At 53.3% G+C, this 18,055-nt stretch carries 21 protein-coding genes; 5 read left to right on the top strand and 16 right to left on the bottom strand.

What is annotated here, in order from left to right:
• From ACEW72_RS06310 to ACEW72_RS06280, 7 genes are all read right to left on the bottom strand, one after another.
• Window positions 1-1,734, bottom strand: a complete 1,734-nt coding sequence (locus tag ACEW72_RS06310) for a peptidoglycan D,D-transpeptidase FtsI family protein (protein WP_373475530.1) — start codon at window positions 1,732-1,734, stop codon at window positions 1-3.
• A complete protein-coding gene (locus ACEW72_RS06305; protein ID WP_373475529.1) occupies window positions 1,731-2,291 on the bottom strand; it encodes a hypothetical protein in 561 nt (186 codons plus the stop codon). Before ACEW72_RS06305 ends, ACEW72_RS06310 begins: the two co-directional genes overlap by 4 nt.
• Complete coding sequence (gene rsmH / locus ACEW72_RS06300; RefSeq protein WP_373475528.1) at window positions 2,288-3,244, bottom strand: 16S rRNA (cytosine(1402)-N(4))-methyltransferase RsmH; 957 nt, start codon at window positions 3,242-3,244, stop codon at window positions 2,288-2,290. Before rsmH ends, ACEW72_RS06305 begins: the two co-directional genes overlap by 4 nt.
• Entirely contained in the window at window positions 3,241-3,741 is a 501-nt protein-coding gene (locus ACEW72_RS06295) for a division/cell wall cluster transcriptional repressor MraZ (protein ID WP_373475527.1), read from the bottom strand. Before ACEW72_RS06295 ends, rsmH begins: the two co-directional genes overlap by 4 nt.
• A 256-nt stretch (window positions 3,742-3,997) precedes the next feature.
• Window positions 3,998-4,828: a Gldg family protein gene (locus ACEW72_RS06290; RefSeq protein ID WP_373475526.1), complete on the bottom strand. Its 831-nt coding sequence runs from the start codon at window positions 4,826-4,828 to the stop codon at window positions 3,998-4,000.
• Window positions 4,829-5,116 (bottom strand): hypothetical protein, encoded by a 288-nt coding sequence (locus tag ACEW72_RS06285; protein WP_373475525.1) that lies wholly within the window; start codon window positions 5,114-5,116, stop codon window positions 4,829-4,831.
• Between the two features lie 56 nt (window positions 5,117-5,172).
• Entirely contained in the window at window positions 5,173-6,165 is a 993-nt protein-coding gene (locus ACEW72_RS06280; protein ID WP_373475524.1) for a cysteine synthase A, read from the bottom strand.
• Window positions 6,166-6,321: 156 nt separating this feature from the next.
• Here ACEW72_RS06280 and ACEW72_RS06275 point away from each other — a divergent pair, with 156 nt between their 5' ends.
• The 3 genes from ACEW72_RS06275 to ACEW72_RS06265 all read left to right on the top strand — a co-directional run bounded on the left by ACEW72_RS06275 (window position 6,322) and on the right by ACEW72_RS06265 (window position 8,874).
• On the top strand, window positions 6,322-8,460 hold the full coding sequence (locus tag ACEW72_RS06275; RefSeq protein ID WP_373475523.1) for a TonB-dependent receptor: 2,139 nt from the start codon (window positions 6,322-6,324) through the stop codon (window positions 8,458-8,460).
• Between the two features lie 66 nt (window positions 8,461-8,526).
• Window positions 8,527-8,649, top strand: coding sequence for an entericidin A/B family lipoprotein (locus tag ACEW72_RS06270; RefSeq protein WP_373475522.1), 123 nt, complete (start codon window positions 8,527-8,529; stop codon window positions 8,647-8,649).
• Between the two features lie 99 nt (window positions 8,650-8,748).
• The gene (locus ACEW72_RS06265) at window positions 8,749-8,874 is read left to right on the top strand and encodes an entericidin A/B family lipoprotein (RefSeq protein ID WP_373475521.1); all 126 of its coding nucleotides are present in this window, start codon (window positions 8,749-8,751) and stop codon (window positions 8,872-8,874) included.
• 14 nt (window positions 8,875-8,888) lie between these two features.
• On the opposite strand, the gene tatC is transcribed toward ACEW72_RS06265, so the two are convergent.
• From tatC to ACEW72_RS06220, 9 genes are all read right to left on the bottom strand, one after another.
• Window positions 8,889-9,662 carry a twin-arginine translocase subunit TatC gene (gene tatC, locus ACEW72_RS06260; protein WP_373475520.1) on the bottom strand — a complete coding sequence of 258 codons (774 nt, stop codon included), beginning with the start codon at window positions 9,660-9,662 and terminating at the stop codon, window positions 8,889-8,891.
• On the bottom strand, window positions 9,659-9,994 hold the full coding sequence (gene tatB / locus ACEW72_RS06255) for a Sec-independent protein translocase protein TatB (protein WP_373475519.1): 336 nt from the start codon (window positions 9,992-9,994) through the stop codon (window positions 9,659-9,661). The genes tatC and tatB overlap by 4 nt, the downstream gene beginning before the upstream one ends.
• Window positions 9,995-10,042: 48 nt before the next feature.
• Window positions 10,043-10,264 carry a twin-arginine translocase TatA/TatE family subunit gene (locus tag ACEW72_RS06250; RefSeq protein WP_160353229.1) on the bottom strand — a complete coding sequence of 74 codons (222 nt, stop codon included), beginning with the start codon at window positions 10,262-10,264 and terminating at the stop codon, window positions 10,043-10,045.
• Window positions 10,265-10,332: 68 nt separating this feature from the next.
• Window positions 10,333-10,938, bottom strand: a complete 606-nt coding sequence (gene scpB / locus ACEW72_RS06245; protein ID WP_373475518.1) for an SMC-Scp complex subunit ScpB — start codon at window positions 10,936-10,938, stop codon at window positions 10,333-10,335.
• On the bottom strand, window positions 10,935-11,714 hold the full coding sequence (locus ACEW72_RS06240) for a ScpA family protein (RefSeq protein ID WP_373475517.1): 780 nt from the start codon (window positions 11,712-11,714) through the stop codon (window positions 10,935-10,937). Before ACEW72_RS06240 ends, scpB begins: the two co-directional genes overlap by 4 nt.
• Window positions 11,711-12,760: a beta-N-acetylhexosaminidase gene (gene nagZ / locus ACEW72_RS06235; RefSeq protein WP_373475516.1), complete on the bottom strand. Its 1,050-nt coding sequence runs from the start codon at window positions 12,758-12,760 to the stop codon at window positions 11,711-11,713. The genes ACEW72_RS06240 and nagZ overlap by 4 nt, the downstream gene beginning before the upstream one ends.
• A gap of 120 nt (window positions 12,761-12,880) precedes the next feature.
• On the bottom strand, window positions 12,881-13,558 hold the full coding sequence (locus ACEW72_RS06230; RefSeq protein ID WP_373475515.1) for an SPOR domain-containing protein: 678 nt from the start codon (window positions 13,556-13,558) through the stop codon (window positions 12,881-12,883).
• A gap of 28 nt (window positions 13,559-13,586) precedes the next feature.
• Window positions 13,587-15,308: an arginine--tRNA ligase gene (gene argS, locus ACEW72_RS06225; protein WP_373475514.1), complete on the bottom strand. Its 1,722-nt coding sequence runs from the start codon at window positions 15,306-15,308 to the stop codon at window positions 13,587-13,589.
• Between the two features lie 26 nt (window positions 15,309-15,334).
• Complete coding sequence (locus tag ACEW72_RS06220; RefSeq protein ID WP_373475513.1) at window positions 15,335-15,985, bottom strand: hypothetical protein; 651 nt, start codon at window positions 15,983-15,985, stop codon at window positions 15,335-15,337.
• Between the two features lie 135 nt (window positions 15,986-16,120).
• Here ACEW72_RS06220 and ispH point away from each other — a divergent pair, with 135 nt between their 5' ends.
• Window positions 16,121-17,086 (top strand): 4-hydroxy-3-methylbut-2-enyl diphosphate reductase, encoded by a 966-nt coding sequence (ispH, locus tag ACEW72_RS06215; protein WP_373475512.1) that lies wholly within the window; start codon window positions 16,121-16,123, stop codon window positions 17,084-17,086.
• A gap of 1 nt (window position 17,087) precedes the next feature.
• Window positions 17,088-18,053 (top strand): homoserine kinase, encoded by a 966-nt coding sequence (thrB, locus tag ACEW72_RS06210; protein WP_373475511.1) that lies wholly within the window; start codon window positions 17,088-17,090, stop codon window positions 18,051-18,053.
• Window positions 18,054-18,055 lie beyond the last annotated feature (2 nt).

Genomic DNA, 18,055 nt, shown 5'->3' with positions numbered 1-18,055 from the left:
TTATTCTCCCTTTGCCTTCCACAATAAAGGCATCAGTTCGGATACATCAACATCGCGCTTCATATCGGGAATGATACCCAATAGCGGCCCGATCCGGGTAATCGTTTTCTGGACTACAGGCGCGGCGGTATATCCCGCCGTGCGCTGAAAACTTGCTTCGGCGGTCCCTTTAGGTTCGTCAAGCATTGCAAGAACAACATAGCGCGGATTATCCATCGGGAATGCAGCCGCAAAAGTAGCTACGACGAGGCTACGATTATATCCGCCCACACCGGGCTTTTCCGCCGAACCTGTCTTACCCCCGACACGATATCCCAAAGCATCGGCTTTCCGTCCGGTGCCATCCACCACAATCATCCGCATCAATTGACGCATCCGCGCGCTGGTCGCGGCTGAGAACACCCGCCTGCCTGGGATTTTAGCGTTAGCCTTTGTCTTGAACATGGTCGCGGGCCGGTAAATCCCGCCATTGACCATCGCGGCATAGCCACTCGCTAGATGTAGCGGGGTGACAGCGATACTATGCCCATAACCGACTGTCATATTGGTCAGGCGACCCCAGTTTTTGGGATAAATGGGCATCGCTTTTTCTGCCAGTTCAATGTCGGGGCGTATATTGAAATGCATCGTCCGCAACATGGCATCCATCCGCTTAGCGCCGAGATTGTCGGCAATTTGCGCGGTTACGACATTGGAGCTGTGGATCAACGATTCCGGCGTGTTAAGCCAGCGACCGGAAGGATGGGTATCCCGGATTTTGAACCCGCCAATCGCCAAAGGCTTGGTCGCGTCGTATCTAATCGACAAATCACGCACCGTACCCGCATCTAGCGCCGCCGCCACGGTCAATGGCTTAAATGTCGAACCGAGTTCGTAAACGCGGTTCGTTACATTGTTTGTTTGCCGAGAGATCGGATAGCGACCATTTACAATTGTTTCACCCAAATCGGGAATATTGGCGAAAACGGGGCGATTGGGGTTGAAGGTGGGGAGTGTTGCCATTGCCACCACCTCGCCAGTTGCAACATCAAGTACAATTCCAGCCGCACCTTTTGCACCGTTGGACCGCATCCCCGCCAGCAATTCGCTCTCCAAAGCCGCTTGCACCCGCACATCGAGTGCGAGATTGAGTGGCTTTGAGCGCGTTGCTGGATTTCGCAGATGATCGTTCATCACGCGCTCCATGCCCATAGCACCTTTCCCGTCGCGGTTTACGAAACCAAGAACATGGGCGGCCATATCATGCTGCGGATAAAGCCGGGTGGCTTCACGTGGGAATTCGATTGCGATTTCGCCCAAGTCGTGAACTTGTCGCACCTGCTCGGGCAAGGCCCGCTTACGCAGATAGCCAGGCTTATCAGCGATCAGTTTCGAATAAAATTCTGCGGCTGTCGTGTCGGGAAAAATTGCCGCAAGCTGGCTTGCCAGTTCTTTTCGGTCACCCAGTAACTGGTCAGGCTTTACCCAAATAGCGTAGCCATAGATGCTGCGCGCTAACGGGACACCATTTCTGTCCACAATATCCCCACGATCGGGAACATATTCGGTATTGGTAGCGCCATATGCACGCGTACTTTCGAATAAGGCCAAAGTGGCCAAACGCCCGATAAGCAAAAGAACAAACAAACCGAAGGCTGCCAGTAATAAAAGCAACCGCCAAAATCCAAGCGCCGCGAAGGGCGGGGTGCCGACCCCGCTTTTCCTTGTCGTTGTTCGGGCGGCCAATATTGTCATCGACCGTTGCGCTCCCCGTCAGCTTTTGCCGCGATATCGCGCATAAAATCATCTGACAGCAATTTTTCATCCATGCGCGCCAGGCGCTCGGTACGGCTCTGCTGCGCCTTTGGTTTTTCAATTGAAAGCACAGGCTTTTCGACTTCGGATTTTTCAAAATCAGGCTCAGGATCGAAAGCTGCAGCGGAACGTGTTCCGCCCCCTATTACACCCGAAGGGTGTTCGCCAACCGCGACCATTACGGGTTTTGCCTCGGGCATATCGGAACTCAAGCCGGCGAGCGCCGCCTCTCCATCAACAAATTGCGCCGCTGTTGGCGGGGCATAGCCATAAAGCAGTTCGTTCCATTCTTCGAGCTGCTGCAAGCTCGCCCTCGTGCGGATTTCCGCCTGAAGAAAGCTGATTTCGCGCTTTGTATCCAAGATCTGCCGGTCAACCGCGATCAGGTCGCTGTGCACCGCGGCGACGTTCAACGACAATGGATAAAGCAGGATAGCCACCATAAACACCAGCGCCAACCAGCCCAAATTTTTCAATCGTTTCATGGCGAGGCTCATGCTGCCAATCCTCCTTCTGCCCAAGCGGGCGCTGCTGTTCGGGTGGCAGATCGCAATGTGGCCGACCGTGCCCGCGGGTTTTGATTGATTTCGAATTCCGAAGGCCGAACCGCTTTTTCGGCTTTTTCAAAAGTGGATGCAGGGCCGGCACTTGCGACCACCGGTATGTGCCTAGACCCTGCACCCTCCGCGCCACTACGGCGGCGCAGAAACTGTTTGACGATCCGGTCTTCAAGGCTGTGAAAAGTCACCACAGCCAGACGACCGCCCGGCTTTAGCATCCTTTCGGCAGCCTCCAGCCCGTCCGTAAGTTCATCGAGTTCGCGATTTATGTGGATGCGTATCGCCTGAAAAGCGCGCGTCGCAGGATCTTTCGGCGCGCCCGGCTTATGCCCGACCGCTTTGCGGACAACGGCCGCCAATTGCGCCGTTGTCTCTATCGGACGCGCAGCAACAATGGCCCGTGCGATCCGGCGGGAACGATGATCTTCACCAAAACGATAAATGATATTGGCAATTTCGTCTTCATCGGCGTCATTTACAAAATCTGCTGCGGTCATGCCGTCTTGCGCCATACGCATGTCGAGCGGACCGTCCTTCTGGAACGAAAAGCCACGTTCGGCGCGATCTAGTTGCATGGATGACACACCGATATCGAGGACAACGCCATCGACTTCGGCGATGCCGTCAGCCAGCAGCACTTTGTCCAAATCTGAAAAGCAGGCCGAGTAAAGGCGCAAAGCACCTCCACTACGGCCTGCAAGGTCTGTACCTTCGGACAACGCGTCGGGATCACGGTCAAACGCGTAAACGCGTGCGCCGCCTGCCAGTATTGCCTGGCTATATCCTCCTGCACCAAAGGTACCGTCCACAATCTCTGATCCAGGGGTGATGGCCAGAGCGTGAATGACTTCATCCAGCAAAACGGGAATATGCGATGGCTGCGCGTTCATTTGTCGCGCTTCCCGGACTGGGAAAGCCAGTATATCAGCTCATCCTTGACCGCATTATAGCCATCAGGCGCTTCGGCAAGGAAGATGTCGGGATTCCAAAGCATGAAATGGGTAGTGGCGCCGAAGAAAAACGCGCGATCTTCGATTTTACCGAAATGCCGCAGCATCGGGGAAAGTACGAACCGGCCACTGGCTTCAAAGTTTGTTTCAAAAATTGAGGAAGCCGTAACCCCCGCCAGCTCGCGATCAAATTCCACGCCACGGCTTAATGCGCTCTGCCATTGCGCCTCGACATCTGCACGTAATTTCAAACGTTCAGCGCCACCAAATCCTATCAGGCAGGGATGCTTGGGATGGCGGGAAATGCAAACCGAGTTGACTCCGCTCGAAGCCTGAACGCTATCGCGTAACTCTGCAGGTATGGTCGCACGGCCTTTGGCGTCGACTGTCGACACCCCTGAACCTGCATAGACCACCAACGCTGACACGACTTCCACCCACCCTCAACTTCAGGGCGCAGATTAGCGATCACAGCGACAGGATATCGCCATGCGGACGTGCGAACGACCGAAAGAATCAAGAATCCACCCCTTGGATGACTGGGCATACCAAGGGATTTTATGGATGAAAAGAGGGAATTTATGGATCGCTTATCGAAACTAGGCATATATGTTTGTTTTTATTAGATAAATATAAATTTTCCTCTGTTTTTTCTTTCCCCGACTTCTAAATCCGGATGAAAATATTTTCGCATCATTTGTTCTTGCTTTCGGTTGCGTTTTGCAGGCTCGCAAGAAGGTCCATGACCCATTTCAAATTCGGGAATTCATCGGTTCCAGTTACTTTACGGACCCCCTGCCCCTCCCAATAAACCGTATCGAGCAGATCGGCATCAGCGACAAGCAACGCCCTGCCATTACCCACTTTGCAGTCCGCCAATATCCTTCGGTTCAAAATTTCGCAGGTCCCACCAACGCCACCGGCTCTTTCAAGCCATTCACCTGGAGTCTGCGTGCGAAGCGTTAATCCATTGACTTCAAACAAGACAACCTCCTGCTGTTCGGTCATGGGCAGAACAAGTTCCACGCCCCAATGCGAAAATAGGGGGGATAGCAAGCTGGTAAACAGTGGGCGTCGCTTGTCACCGATAGGATAGAGGCTCCCCCATTGCAGGGCCGGGTCGGCAAAGATCAAAAGCCGCCCACCCGAACGGACCCAATTGTCGAGAGTTAAAAGTTCTGCCGGGGTCAACGCCCGGGGTTGCGCCAAAACAAGCACATCAAATTTCTGCGTGCCCAAATTGTCAAAATTATCCAGCGGGGTGACGTCATACTGACGCTGTAAACGCACAAAAGCCGGGTGCGCTTTTGCACCCTTGGCCAGGTCCGCTTCGATGCCGCCTTCGCTCCATTGCAACGGTAAAGTGGTCATCAAACCGACAGCGGGTTTCATGCCGGTTTCTTCGGACTCGAAATACCGCATTGCCGACAGGAAAAAAATGAGCCCTAAAACGATCAATAGCCCGACCAACAACCGCTTTTGTGCACCCGCTGGCGCCAATTTGGATAGGTCGGGCAGTGACATTTACGGTGCGCGGCTGGGGACTTGTCTAATCGATTGTGCAGGTTCTTCTAAGGCTTTTTCAGCACCATCGTCTTTGGCGACAGGTGTCACGCCAAGTTCGGCAAGCGGCTCATCCGGTGGCGCCAAAGGATCAATTTCTGCTTTGGCGTTACCAGCGGCCACAGCGTCAGGTCCGGTTTGAACCCGATCCAGCACCATATTTGCTAGACTGACAAACAGAAGCACCACAACCAACCCGATCACCCCGACCTGAATGCGTTGCATGGCTGATTGGCGAGGTTCTACCATGAGCGATCCTTTTCGTGAGATTGTTCAACGAAGAGCTTCATATGGGAACGATCGTCTCAATTTTCCAGTTGCCAAGGCATTGGCGGCAGGTTTTTCGATTGCATCCAGTCCGGATTGTAAATCGTGGAGAGATAGCGAAAGCCGGTGTCACACAATATTGTAGCGATCCGTGCATCCGGTCCCAATTGTTTACCCAAGGCGACCGCTCCGGCTACGTTTATCCCGGACGATAACCCGAGGCATAGCCCTTCTTCGGACAGCAAGCGGCGAACCCAAAGCATCCCTTCTTCATCAGAAATGCGAAACTGTGTATCTATTGGCGCGCCTTCGAGATTGGCCGTGACCCGACCCTGGCCTATGCCTTCGGCAACCGAGCTACCTTCTGCACGCAGTTCACCGATGGCGTAATAATTATAGAGTGCAGCACCGTGCGGGTCGGTCAAAGCAATGGTCACATTGTTGTCTTTGGCCTTCAGTCCCATTCCAACGCCTGCAATGGTTCCGCCCGTTCCTGCAGCGCACGTGAACCCGTCTATCCGCCCGTCCATTTGAGCCCAAATCTCTTCGGCGGTGGTTTCGATATGTGCTTTACGGTTTGCAATATTATCAAATTGGTTCGCCCAAACTGCATTTTCGGTTTCTTCGGCAATCCTGCGGGATGTGTGGACGAAATGACCCGGATTCGAATATGGCGCCGCCGGAACGAGAACCAATTGCGCGCCCAATGCGCGCAGCGTGTCTTTCTTTTCCTGCGACTGGGTTTCAGGCATTACGATGATCGTTTTATACCCCAACGCATTGGCCACCAGTGCAAGGCCGATGCCGGTGTTACCGGCGGTCCCCTCGACAATTGTGCCGCCCGGCTTCAAAAACCCCTGCTGTTCAGCATCACGCACAATGAACAATGCAGCGCGATCTTTTACCGATGCACCGGGATTTACAAATTCACATTTGCCGAAAATGTCGCATCCCGCAGCTTCGCTTGGTCCGCGCAGCCGAACCAAGGGGGTGTTTCCGATAAGTTCAAGGGTGTTCGGTAAGCAAGTCATAATGGGGCTAGCTAAAGATCTTCAGGGACAACCGCAAGCGGCACTGTGGCCGAGTGGGCTTGGGAAAAAGGCGCGCGTATCATTTGGATGCAAACAATCGGCAAAATGGGTCGTTTCGTCGAATTCCGATTTTGTGTATTGTTATACTATAACATAGTGCGTATTCGTAAGTGGATTTTTCTCGTAAAATGGTATTTTTCAATGACTTTAACGCGCATCGCCTTTTATCCGGTAAGTTTGGCTGCCCTCTCTCTGGCACTTGCCGTCCCTGCGTTCGCACAACAAGACGCCGCTAACACCAGCGAAGACGATTTTCATACCGATAAAGAAATCGTAGTAACCGCACCTTATATCGAACGCCTCGATATCCTGTCCGGAACATCGGCCTTATCTGGCGAAAAATTGGCAGCCGAAACGCAAGGTCAGATCGGCGATATGCTCACACAAATTCCCGGTGTTTCGGCCACAAGCTTCTCACCCGGCGCTTCAAGGCCCGTTTTGCGTGGTTTCCAAGGCAATCGCGTCGCTGTTTTGACGGACGGTATCGGAAATATTGATGCTTCCAATACATCTGCCGACCATGCCGTAACAATTGACGCGCTGACAACCGAACGTATTGAAGTCCTGCGTGGCCCCGCTGTTCTTCTGTTCGGTGGACAGGCTGTGGGTGGCGCGGTCAATGTTATAGACAAGCGCATACCGCGCGCCGTCCCTGAAGAGCCCGTCCATGTGGATGCGTTGCTCGGATATTCGACGGTTTCAAAGGAATATTCAGGTGGCGCATCAATTGATGTTCCATTTTCGGATCGGTTTGTTGCCCATGTCGACGGCAGCTACCGCAAGTCAAAAGACCTGCGCATTGGTGGATATCTGCTATCGCCCGAACTGCGCAGCGAAGCTTTGACTGTAGCCGCCGACGAGGCAGCATTGGGCAATGTCGCAGAAGCTGCCAACGCCCGCGACTGGGCAGATTTCCGGGGCCGGCTGCCCAATAGTGGCGTCGAAACATTGTCCTTCGGCGCGGGTGGCGCGTTTATCGACGATGGTGGCAACCTTGGCATTTCATTCAATGTGTACGACACCGTTTACGGTATTCCCGAAAGACCGGAATTTACAGAACCAGTGGGTGGTGAGGTCAGCATAGATCTTCGCCAGTACCGTTTTGATCTTCGTGGTGAAGTGGAACTGGGCGAAGGGCTGTTCGACAAGGCGCGGATCCGTGCAGGCTATGCGGATTATGTCCATAAGGAACTCGAAGGTTCCGACGTAGGCACCACATTCTTCAGCGAAGCAATCGAAGCGAGATTTGAGCTGACGCAGAATAAGCGCGGTGGATGGCGCGGCGCCAGCGGCCTGCAATTTCAGACCCGCGATCTCGAAGCCGTTGGCGACGAAGCATTTTTGCCACCGACAAGATCAAACCAGCTGGGTCTGTTTACCCTGCAGGAATTTTCAACGGGCAATCTGGATGCCGAAATAGCCGTTCGATTTGACGATGCGCGGCTTGAAGCCCAGTCTTTAGGAATTGAAAGGAAATTCAATAATATATCTGCAGCATTTGGCATCGGATATAATATCGGCGACCTCAAAATTGGTAGCAATATCTCGCGCACGGGTCGCGCGCCATCTGTTGAGGAACTATATTCCGACGGACCTCATGTTGCCACACAATCTTACGAGGTAGGGGATCCTGCTTTACGCAGCGAGCGGAGCTGGAACGGCGAAATCTACGCACGCTATGATAGCACACGCTTCGACTTTACGACGACCCTGTATGCGAACCGGTTTAGCAGTTTCATCTTCGAAACCGATACCGGCAATATCGTCGATGACTTGCCCGAATTCGTCTATTTGCAACGCAAGGCGCGGGTTTGGGGCGTGGAGGCCGAAGCCAGCGCGCAGCTGGGCCACGCTGCGGGGTTCGATGTCGTTATAGATGGTGTCGCCGACTATACCCGCGCAACCATCGAAGGTCAGGGCCCTGCCCCGCGTATTCCGCCACTCCGCCTGCTGGGCGGAATTGAATTGCAAAGCGGTAATCTGGATCTGCGGGGTGAAGTCGAATGGACTGACAGCCAGAAACGAACGGCCAGCTTCGAAACACCGACTGATGGATTTAATATGGTCAATGCCGCCCTTACCTGGCGACCATTCGGAAGGGGAAAAAACATCAGTCTGATTGCGGCAGCAAACAATATATTCGATGTTGAAGCGAGGCGCGCCGCATCCTTCACCAAGGATTTTGTTGCACTTGCGGGACGTGATTTCCGTTTAACGGCGCGCTTCAGCTATTAATTTTACGTAAGCCTCTGTTCAGTTTGACAAGTGCAAAGCTTACGTCTGTCAACCAGGAGAAATTTCATGCGTAAAATAGCAACGGCAATCCTCATTTCTGCTTCAATTCTTTTATCGGCCTGCAACACCGTAAAGGGGCTTGGCGAAGATATTGAATCTGTTGGCGAAGCAGGTGACCGCGCTATTTGAACCTGGATTAAACCTTCGGCCGGGGCGGAACAAATGGCGTCGGTTCGAGTTGATTATGCTGGTCCCCAAACCAGGACATAAACAACCATGGAGGTTTCAATGCGTAAACTCGCAACTGTAATTCTATTATCGGCATCTTTATTCGCTGCGGCGTGCAACACTGTGCAAGGTGCGGGCGAAGACATTGAATCGGTTGGTAAAAAAGGTGAAGAAGTTATCAACTGACGCTTAAATGCGGATCACTCAGCGACGGCCTCGGATGCTTCCGGGGCCGTTTTTGCGCGGCCTCTATGGGTAATCCAGATTGCTATGATGGCCAATTCATACAAAATGCATAAAGGGATCGCGAGCAACAGTTGGGAAACAACGTCGGGCGGGGTCAGCACCGCTGCAATGGCGAACGCGCCGACAATCGCATAGCGCCGCCCACCCCTGAGCTGGGCAAGAGTAATAATCCCTGCCTTTTCAAGTAACATAAGCAATACGGGCAGTAAGAAAGAAATTCCGAAGCCGAAAATGAACTTCATCACGAAATTGAGATAATTATCGACGCCCGGTAGCGCCTCCTGCTCCACACCGCCCACATTACCGCCGAAACCAAGCAAATAATTCAGCGCCACCGGTATCGCCAAATAATAAGCCATCGCTGCGCCAAGTATGAATAACAACGGAGTGGCCAGCAAAAACGGCAAGAACGCACGCTTTTCCTGGGCATATAGGCCAGGCGCTACAAAGCGCCACAACTGGGTCGCAAATACCGGAAAAGAGAAAAAGGCAGCGGCAAAGAATGCTACCTTTATTTCCACAAAAAATGCTTCAAAAATAGCGGTATATATGAGTTTTGTCTGACCAGATGCCAACAATGGCTGTACCAGGAAACCGAAAATCGGTCGGGCGAAATAAATCGACACGCCAAATGTCACGGCAAGTGCCAAAAAGCTCCACAACAAACGGGTCCGTAGTTCGATCAGATGATCGAGTAAGGGCATCTTGCTCTCGTCAAGATCGCTCATGATTTAGATGGCGCTTCGACGTTTGCAGCGGGATTCATCGGCAATTCCGGTTGCGCGGGTGTAGGATCGTCACCGACAAGTTCGGAACGCGGGTCAGCCGGATGTTCACGCATGATGCGTTCATTTTCGGCTTTCCATTTTTTTTCGAGCTCTTCGAGTTCCGACTGTCGGACCATTTCATCGAAGCCGGACCGAAATTGTGCGGCAAAACCGCGCGCCTTGCCGACCCATTTGCCGACCACGCGCAACAATTTTGGTAGATCTTTTGGCCCGATGACAAGCAGCGCGACCAGCACGATAAGCAGAAATTCCGATGACGCGACGTCAAACATTCCAGACCCCCGGCAGCGAGGGCAAGATAAACGCCGATACCATCTGCCTTAACCTTGCGTCTTGTCAGTCTGCTTTTCAGCGTCGATAACTGTTGTCGCACCGATTTGCGGCGGCGCTTTGGGTGCTTCATCCTCTTCGGTCATGCCTTTTTTGAAGCTTTTAATGCCCTTGGCCACATCACCCATCATGTCGGAAAAACGGCCCTTGCCGAACAATAGCAGCACCAAAATGCCGACAATCAGCCAATGCCAGATGCTCAATCCACCCATTTCATACTCCTAACGGGGACGTCCCCGGCAAGGGCAGCAAATACTGCCTGTTCACGCTCATACAGCATTTAGTCATTGTCTTCGACAATTTCCAGTTCGCCATCACTTTCTTCGCCGAATTGCATATCACCCAGCGCCATATCGATAGGATCCAGCAGTCCAGCAGCCTTCAAATCATCAATACCCGGCAGATCTTTGCGTGAGGTTAACCCGAAATGCGTCAAAAACCCCGAAGTGGTTGCGTAAATCAATGGCCTTCCCGGTACTTCACGACGACCGGCCGGCCTGACCCAACCGGCTTCCATCAATACATCAAGCGTACCTTTGGAAATCTGCACGCCCCTTATAGCCTCAATTTCGGCGCGACTGACCGGTTCATGATACGCAATAATCGCGAGTGTTTCGACAGCGGCACGGCTGAGCTTGCGCGTTTCTTCACGTTCACGGCGTAGCAAATGGGCCAAATCCGCCGCAGTCTGGAAATGCCAGCTATTCCCGCGCTGCACCAGTTCGATGCCTCTCCCGCCATAGTGCTCACACAGCTTGTTTAACGCCGCCGGAACGTCAACAGTGTCCCCCACATAATTGCGGATATTTTCTGCCGTCATTGGATGCTCTGCGGCAAATAAGGTCGCCTCTACCGCACGGACATCGGGGTCAAGTTCGATCATCATGCTTTCAACCTTATCTTCAACGGGGCGAACATGGCATCTTGCTGTAAATCGATTGTGCCACGTTTTGCCAATTCCAGTGCCGCAACAAAGCTTGATGCCAACGCAGATTTTCGAAGTGCCGGCTCGGCATGATCTGGAAGAAACGATTCTATCGTGGTCCAATTTACCGCAAGGCCAATCATCGATGAAACGCGATCCAACGCCTCTTCCAGCGTCATAACGGCTCGTTTTTTGACCACATGGAATACTGGCTGGCTGCGGGCTTTGATTTGGCCATAAGCGGTTATCAGGTCGAAATAGTCACATTCCCATGCACGGGCTTTCACCACGCGCAACCCCTCGGGTAAAGCGCGCACAAACACATCGCGTCCCACCCGATCCCGTGCCATGAGCCGCGCACCGCTTTCCCGCATGGCATTCAATCGTTCCAGCCGAAGTTGCAGCCGCATCGCCAATTCTTCTGGTGACGGGTCGATTGTCGGGTCCTTTGGCAACAACAAGGACGACTTAAGGTACGCCAGCCAGGCAGCCATGACGAGATAATCCGCTGCTAGCTCCAGCTTGAGTGTTCGCGCCTGTTCGATAAAAACAAGATATTGCTCCACGAGCGCCAGAATTGAAATCGCACGCAAATCGACTTTTTGGTTGCGCGCCAAAGTCAAAAGGAGGTCAAGCGGCCCTTCCCATCCGTCGATATCAATCGTCAGCACATCTGCAGCACGCTCGTCCGCCTCGCGAAGCGTAATATCTTCTTCAAAAAGCCCGTCGGCGTTCATGCCGCACCGGTCGCCCCGTGTGTCAGCTTGGCGTCGGTATCTGCCAAAGCCAATAATCGATCCCGCTTATCCAGCAAAAACGCTAACCGGTCGGCATCAAACTTCATGTTTGAACCCGTCATCGCACGATCCAGCCGCGCCCGTGCTGCGTCAGTAATTTCCGGCAACCTTTCCGCAATCGCGACCATTTCGTCAAAGCGCCCCCAGCAATTCAAGGCAAGATCCAACCCGGCCGCCACGCAATTCGCCGCCCGCGTCGGCACATCGCCGGTAAGGGCGTTCATATCGAGGTCGTCGCTCATCAACAGGCCGTCAAAACCGATATTTTTCCGGATGATATGTCCAATAACGTAAGGCGACATCGTGGCGGTATTCTGGTCATCCCAAATGTCGTAAACGACATGGCCCGTCATCCCCATCGGGGCCTTGTTCAAGGTGCGGAAAGGTTCCAGATCCTGCTCCAATTCCTCTTCGCTCGCATACACATGCGGCAAATCATGGTGGGTATCGACGACCGACCTGCCTTGGCCGGGCATATGCTTGACCACGCCAATGACGCCGCCTGCGGCAAGTCCGTCGAGAATTGCCTGCCCCAATGCGGCGACCCGCATGGGATCGCTTCCCAGTGCCCGGTCACCGATCGCGGAGTGGGTGTCGGGGACGCGAACGTCGAGGACAGGCAGGCAATCGACGTTTATGCCGACCTCCGCCAATGTCAGCGCTATCGCTTCGGCATTGTTCCGCGCCGCTTCGATCGCCGTTAACGGGGCCAGATCATATAATGCGTCAAAGGCCCCGCCAGCCGGGAAATCGGGCCATTCCGGCGAACGCATCCGCGCTACTCTGCCGCCTTCCTGATCGATCAGGATCGGCACGTCTTCGCGTCCGTGCAACGCCCTGATACTGTCGGTAAGCGCAAGAAGTTGAAGCCGATTTTCGATATTCCGCTTGAATAATATGTAGCCCGCAGGTTCGACATCGCGAAACAGACGCAATTCTTCGTTCGTAAGTATCGGACCCGAAAGGCCAAAAATCACCGGCTTCATACCATCGTTGCTAAGCCGTCGGCGCGATCAGCGCAAGTTTCACACCAGCAGCTTGAACAGTTTAATTGTGCATAACCGGTCTACACACAGTACCGCGTATCAAGGCCAAGGGTCACTACCCTAACGAACGATGAGACAGTTTTCGCCCGCCGCCTTTAGCTTGGCACATAATTGCTGGGCTGCGGCGGCATTGGCGGTCACGGCCTGTAAGCGGAATATCTTGCGGCCACCTTCAACGCTTGCTTCGGCGATGCGTCGGTTGGTCCCCGACAGAAACCCAAAGCGTTTGCCAAATGCAGCCCACGCAGCTTCCGCCTTTGCGGTATCGCCAAATGCACCGAGTTGCACCATAACTGCGCCGGCGGGCGCTGCATTATTTGCTGCTGGTTTAACTGCGGGCGATGACGCCACAGCCAATTTGGGTTCAGCAGCCTTTGGTTGGGGTGCCAACGTGGCCCCTGTTTTCTGCCCTTCACTTGCGGCAAAGGCTGAGTCGCCCTCGCCTTCGAACGTTTTGCCGCCTGTTTCCTCTGGCTTTGCCTTATAGTCACCTTTCGGTGCAGCAATCAATTCGCCCTTGCCAGCCGGAGCGCCGGATTGATTCCGCTGCGCCCAATATATTCCGCCCACAATCGCCGCAAGCAACAACAAGCCGCCCAATACCATAGCGGCAACCTTTAACGGCGATGCCCCCTCATCGTAATCGTAACCGTCAGCCGTCTCCAGCCAAGGCAACCGGTCCGTTTCGTCCAGACCTAGCCCATCGTTACTCCGATTGTCGTTGGTTTCATCGCTCATGCCAAATTCCCCAAATTTCCAACTATAGCTACATGCTGTTTGCGGCTTCTACGCCCATTAAGCGAAGCCCGTTGCGGATAACTTGCCCGATATTCGCCGCCATGAAAAGCCTTGCCCCGGTCAATGCAGGATTCTGTGCCAATATGAAGCGCTTATCCGGCTGGTCGTTCCCCAAATTCCAATAAGCGTGAAATGCCGCCGCTAAATCGCTGAGGTAAAAGGCGATGCGATGTGGCTCACTTGCTTTGGCGGCCGCTTCGACAATGCGCGGGAAATTCGCAGCTTCGCGAATCAAGGCTATTTCTTCATTCCCGAGTAAGTTCAAATATGTCGCATCGCTTTCCATTCCCTCTGCTTGCGCTTTCCGCAGCGTAGATTGGATACGGGCATGAGCATATTGGACATAGAATACCGGATTGTCTTTTGAAGCTTCGACCACTTTGGCAAAATCGAAATCCATCTGGGCATCGGATTTGCGCGTTAGCATCGTGAACCGGACGACGTCTTTGCCGACTTCTTCCACCATTTCCGATAAAGTAACAAAACTGCCCGAACGTTTGGACATTTTGACAGGCTCACCGCCGCGCAGCAAACGGACCATCTGGACCAGTTTCACGTCAAACTGCACTTTCCCTTCGGTCAGCGCATTCACAGCCGCCTTGATCCGTTTGACCGTACCGGCATGGTCAGCCCCCCAGATATCGACCATAGCGTCGACGTTGCGGCTTTTTTGATAATGATAGGCGAGGTCAGCACCAAAATAGGTCCAGCTGCCATTGGATTTCTTGATCGGACGATCCTGATCGTCGCCAAACTGGGTGGACCGGAACAACGGTAACGTTACCGGCTCCCAATCCTCAATTTCCTTGCCCTTTGGCTTTTCCAATTCGCCGTCATAGATCAGGCCACGTGCACGCAATTCAGCTTCGGCGGCATCTGCTTTCCCGGCATCATGCAGTTCGGCTTCCGAAGAAAACAGATCATGATGAATTCCGAGCAAAGCCAAATCGGCTTTTATCATCTCCATCATGTCGGCAACCGCAGATTTGCGGAAGAGAACGAGCCATTCGCTTTCCGGCGCATCCAGAAATTGATCGCCGAATTCCTTCGCCAGCCTTTGCCCGACTGGAATCAGATAATCGCCTGGATATAGCCCTTCTGGAATTTCGATGTCTTGCCCAAGTGCTTCGCGATATCTCAAATGCACAGAACGTGCGAGCGTGTCGACCTGTCCGCCGGCATCGTTGATATAATATTCGCGGATGACCTTGAATCCGGAATATTCCAGCAATGACGCCAGCGCATCGCCGACAACGGCACCACGACAATGCCCCATGTGCATGGGACCTGTGGGGTTGGCAGAGACATATTCGACATTCACCGCTTTCCCGTCGCCAATATGCGACCGGCCATAATTTTCGCCCGATTGACCAATGGCCCGCAATTCATCGATCCATGCCGATGGATGAAGGCGTAAGTTCAGGAACCCCGGACCTGCGATTTCAACCCCGGAAACCGCATCCAGTTTCGCAAGTTCAACCGCCAATATCTCTGCCAAAGCGCGGGGATTGGTTCCGGCCGGCTTTGCCAGTACCATTGCGGCGTTGGTCGCAAGATCGCCATGTGTAGTGTCGCGCGGAGGCTCTAACGTTACATTGCTGCGGTCCAAGTCTGCGGGCAGAGAGCCTTTTGCAACCAAAGCGTCAAGCGCATGATCCACATGCACCGCAAATTTTTCAAAAAGGGTCATAGTCTGTGCCTTTGGCGAAGCGCCGGTTAGCGCGTGACGTTGTAGCGCAGTTGCTCTTCGGTCAGTTGAAAACCGATCAGCATTTCAAAACTCGAACGAACGACCGCGGCGCGCACCTCTGGATCAGTCATTGGGTCAAGCGCTGCATCAGGATCACCCGGCTTGCGTTTTTTGGTGATTTTCTGAACGATTTCGGCGGGCAAGCGAGCGGAGTTTCCATCCACATAGCTTGCCGCCTGCGCCGATGCGGACGCTTTTGACTGGCCGTCTGCAAACTGTAACGTCACTTGTCCAACCCGTTTTGCAACGACGGCGCTGCCGCCTTGTACTACAGTTGAAAAATAAGGGATTGTTACTGTTCGGTCGCCTCGTGGGTCATTGCGGCGTGCCTGCACATCGAAGCTAGCCTGCGAATAAATCTTTTCACCGCTGCTGTTGCAGGTCGGACGGACATTGGTAATCGTTGCAACGACATCAATCGCACTCGCATCCTGATTACCTGCGGCGCTAAACAGGGTAACGTCGCCAGTTCCATCGGGAACCGCAACCGTCGGGCACCCGGTTCGCGTCACACTGATTCCAACGCCTGAAGATAAATCAAGTTCCCCATCCTTGGCGCATCCGGCAATTGACGCCATCATCGTGCCCGCAACAAGGATTTTGACCACAAATTTCATACAGGAATATCCTCAGGATTCTTATTAGGTTCCGCTTAACCGCGTTTCTAAAAGGTCCTTATCCATCCGTTGCGATGCACGCAACAGGGGAAAGGTCTTGGCGGATGCCGCGACATTACCTAAAGGACATTGCCGATGACTGAACAAATTCAAGCCAAGCGCCCCATGAAGCTTCTCCTCGCCGCACCGCGCGGCTTTTGCGCTGGCGTCGACCGTGCAATCAAAATTGTGGAGCTTGCTCTCGAGCAGCATGGTGCTCCTGTTTATGTTCGTCATGAAATTGTGCACAATAAATTTGTCGTCGACAGCCTGAAAGCCCAAGGCGCAGTATTTGTCGACGAGCTCGACCAAATACCGGATGGGGGGCATGTCGTCTTTTCCGCACATGGTGTTCCAAAATCGGTCCCTGCAAATGCGGAAGAACGCGGCCTTGCATATCTGGACGCGACCTGCCCGCTCGTATCAAAAGTTCACCGCCAGGCTGAACGACAGGCCGAAGCCGGGCGACATATTATTTTTATAGGCCATGCAGGACATCCGGAAGTCATCGGAACATTTGGACAGGTTCCTGCTGGATCCATGACGCTTGTCGAAACCGTTGATGATGTTGCAACATTGGAACCTGAAAATGCCGGCAATCTGGCGTTTTTAACACAAACTACCCTGTCTGTTGACGATACCGCAGAAATTGTCGAAGCGTTACAGCATCGCTTTCCTAATATTGTCGGCCCCAAAGGCGAAGATATTTGCTACGCCACATCGAACCGCCAGAATGCCGTAAAAGCCATAGCCAGCGAATGCGACCTGGTATTGGTAATCGGCGCGCCCAACAGTTCCAACTCGGTACGCCTCGTCGAAGTGGCCACCCGTGCCGGTGCCAAGGCGCATCTTGTGCAGCGGGCTGATGGTATCAGCATGAGCTGGTTCAATGGCGTTAATACACTCGGCCTGACAGCGGGCGCTTCTGCCCCCGAACTGCTCGTGCGCGAGATAATTGATGCCTTATCGAACCATTTTTGCCTGGATGAACAGCAAGTCACGACCGCAGAAGAAAGCATAATCTTCAAATTGCCTCGTGAACTGGCCGGCTCGGAGGGCTGAATTGGCGGTTTATACGCATTTGGGACCGGAACAGGTTTCAGAATTTCTTTTGCAATATGACGCTGGTGAACTGATCTCCTTAAAAGGAATCGCTGAAGGCGTTGAAAACAGCAATTATTTTCTGGAAACAACTAAAAATCGTTTTATTTTAACGCTTTATGAAAATAGAGTTGATCCGGCTGACCTTCCTTTTTTCTATGCGTTGTTGAAGCATCTTCACGACGCAGGGTGCAAGGTTCCACGCTTTATTGCGGATCGTAATGGCAAATGGCTGCATGAAATCGCTGGGCGCCCCGCCTGCCTTATCGAATTCTTGCAAGGCGTTTCGGTTACGCAACCTAATCGGTCGCAGGCAGAGGCGACGGGTGCCGCCTTGGGCCAGATGCACACGGCGCTGGCTGATTTCCATCTTATTCGGCCAAACAGTCTGGGTATCGGTGCGTGGCGTGCATTATCCGGTCAATGCACCTCTTCGGGGCTGGATGGCATAAGCACCGGCCTGTCCGGACGGGTCGAGGCTGAGTGCGATTATCTGGAGCGTTATTGGCCCAAGACCCTGCCTGTCGGCGCAATCCATGCAGATTTATTTCCGGATAACGTCTTGATGCTGGGCGATAAGGTTACCGGGCTAATCGATTTCTATTTCGCGTGCACCGACTTTTGCGGATATGATTTGGCCGTCACCCACAGCGCCTGGTGTTTCAATTCGGATGGATCAACTTTCCATCCGGATTTGAGTGCCGGCTTGTTAGCCGGGTACAACCGCCAGTTTGCGATGGATGTACCAACCCGGGACGCTTTGCCATTGTTTCTACGCGGCGCTTGCTTGCGTTTCTTGCTGACACGCTGTTACGATTGGATAAATACACCCGCCAACGCAATGGTTACCCGCAAAGATCCGCTGGCTTTTCTGCGTCGGCTGGATTTTTATAGCGATAAAGACAATATATCAGCTATTTTGGGATGATG

The organism is Sphingorhabdus sp. (assembly GCF_041737645.1).
In the GTDB taxonomy this organism is placed as follows: domain Bacteria; phylum Pseudomonadota; class Alphaproteobacteria; order Sphingomonadales; family Sphingomonadaceae; genus Sphingorhabdus_B.
The sequence above is the reverse complement of the archived record's forward strand: the minus strand, read 5'-3'. Positions and strand labels throughout refer to the sequence as shown.